3 protein-coding genes are annotated in these 1,893 nt (G+C 50.6%); all 3 read left to right on the top strand.

Features of this window, described 5'->3' with window-relative positions; genetic code table 11:
• The first annotated feature begins 136 nt into the window (after nucleotides 1–136).
• The 3 genes from NM10_RS12360 (at nucleotide 137) to NM10_RS12370 (ending at nucleotide 1,820) form a co-directional block, all read left to right on the top strand.
• Complete coding sequence (locus tag NM10_RS12360) at nucleotides 137–763, top strand: site-2 protease family protein (RefSeq protein WP_020311877.1); 627 nt, start codon at nucleotides 137–139, stop codon at nucleotides 761–763.
• Between the two features lie 13 nt (nucleotides 764–776).
• Complete coding sequence (locus NM10_RS12365; RefSeq protein ID WP_020311878.1) at nucleotides 777–1,322, top strand: hypothetical protein; 546 nt, start codon at nucleotides 777–779, stop codon at nucleotides 1,320–1,322.
• A gap of 168 nt (nucleotides 1,323–1,490) precedes the next feature.
• Complete coding sequence (locus tag NM10_RS12370; protein ID WP_020311879.1) at nucleotides 1,491–1,820, top strand: transposase; 330 nt, start codon at nucleotides 1,491–1,493, stop codon at nucleotides 1,818–1,820.
• The last annotated feature ends 73 nt before the right edge of the window (nucleotides 1,821–1,893 follow it).

Consider the following 1,893-nt stretch of genomic DNA (forward strand, 5'->3'; position numbering starts at 1 on the left):
CTTTTTTTAGCACTCAGCAGTCAGCGGCTAACCCCTGACCCCTAGCCCCTAGCCCCTAATCCCTACGCCCCTAGCCACATCTTGTTATCTTCTCCTAGATACCGTATAATAGAAATATTAACGAAAGGAGAATTCTATGTTCGATTTTAATATACTTTCTATTATTGCCGGGATTCCCGGCCTGCTCATCGCCATGGTCATCCATGAATACGCCCATGCCCAGGTGGCAGACTGGATGGGCGATGATACGCCGCGTCTGATGGGGCGCCTTACGTTGAACCCCGTGGCTCATATCGACCCGGTCGGCCTGATCATGCTGCTCGTCGCCCAGTTCGGCTGGGCCAAGCCGGTTACGATCCAAGTCGGCAATTTCCGGAACTGGCGGAAAGGGGAAATCTGTGTATCCCTGGCTGGTCCCGTGTCCAACCTGATCACGGCTTTCGTCGCCTTGGTCATTGAAGTCATCTTTGTCAAGCTCCATCTCTTTACGACGACGGCCCTGCCCATGGTCCTTCACCTCATCGTCTTGTACAACGTCAACTTTGCCATCTTCAACATGATTCCCTTGCCGCCTCTCGACGGCTCGCGGGTCCTCATGTGTTTCCTGCCGACGTCGTGGAACTATAAGCTGGCCAGCCTCGAACGCTACAGCTTCCTCATCCTCATCGCCCTGATGATGACGCCTTTTTTCACGTATATCCTCATTCCCTTGCAGCGTCTGGTCTTCGCCTTGTTCAGCTTGATCTTGACGCCATTCCTGTAAAGGAGGAATTCTCATGACCTGTAAAAAATTAATGGCAGCAACCCTGTTATGGGCGGCATTGGCGACCCCGGCCGGTGCTTTTGACTACAACCAGTCTGTCGATGAAATCGCCGAAAGCCCGCTTACGGCGTATCAGACGGTCTATCTCGGTATGCCCCGGGCTGATTTCGATGCCAATTTCTCCATCCTGCCCGACTGGACTTTCTACGGCAGCACGGTATCCTTTACGGAACGGGCTGAACGGACGTCGGTCGTCAAGAACGTATCCGTTACGGAAGGCATCGAAATCTTCTCGGCCGATACGTCGGCCAAGGGCAAGGTCCTGGCTTTCGATAATTACTTTAAGACGACTGACAAGGCGACAGCCAAGAGCATTTATTCCCGCCTGGTAGCGACGATTTATTCCAATATGGAAAACTTCCCAGTCAAACAGAGTGATAAAGAAGTCGAATGGACCCAGGATGACGTGTCGATCACTGTCGCCTTTGACGGCCAGAAAGACGCGAAAGGGCAATATATCGTCTACATCCGGCGCTACAATAACAAGATATTGAAGTAACCTCTTTATCCCAGTTTTGCCAGAAGACTCCTTCCTCTTAGGTAGGGGATGAATGGCAATGGATTTCGCAGGTTCGATGCCTGCAAAATCCACCCTATGTCTTTTCTGTCTTAGCCTTTTCACCTCGGCTAGGGTATAATGAAAGATGACAGAGGAGGTGAATCCCAGATGTACTTGACGCAATCGAATGTCATCCGTGGCTTGGCGAAACAAGACTATACGATGCTCCGGGAGATGTGCCAATACAGCAATAACCTGTACAATGTAGGGGTCTATACGATTCGGCAGCATTACTTCGATACCCATCAATTCTTGCGGTACGAAGAAAGTTACCCCATTTGCAAGGAAAATGAAAACTATGGCTTGTTGCAGGCCGGTGTAGCCCAGCAGATATTGAAAATAGCCGACCGCAGTTTTCGGTCCTTTTTCGGGCTTTTGCAGAAAGTCAAGGTAGGTGACTATCAGTCGAAAGATGTCCGCCTGCCGCACTATCGATGAAAAAGGGGGATGGTTCCATCTCTCTTGTCGACGAACGCTATCAACATCAAGAATGGGTTCCTGASACTGCCRA

It is taken from the genome of Megasphaera sp. NM10 (genome assembly GCF_000417505.1).
GTDB lineage: Bacteria > Bacillota > Negativicutes > Veillonellales > Megasphaeraceae > Megasphaera > Megasphaera intestinihominis.

Bases quoted from the DNA above. Each gene is read 5' to 3' on its own strand.
- NM10_RS12360 (WP_020311877.1), top strand. From the start codon at position 137: ATGTTCGATTTTAATATACTTTCTATTATTGCCGGGATTCCCGGCCTG.
- NM10_RS12365 (WP_020311878.1), top strand. From the start codon at position 777: ATGACCTGTAAAAAATTAATGGCAGCAACCCTGTTATGGGCGGCATTG.
- NM10_RS12370 (WP_020311879.1), top strand. From the start codon at position 1,491: ATGTACTTGACGCAATCGAATGTCATCCGTGGCTTGGCGAAACAAGAC.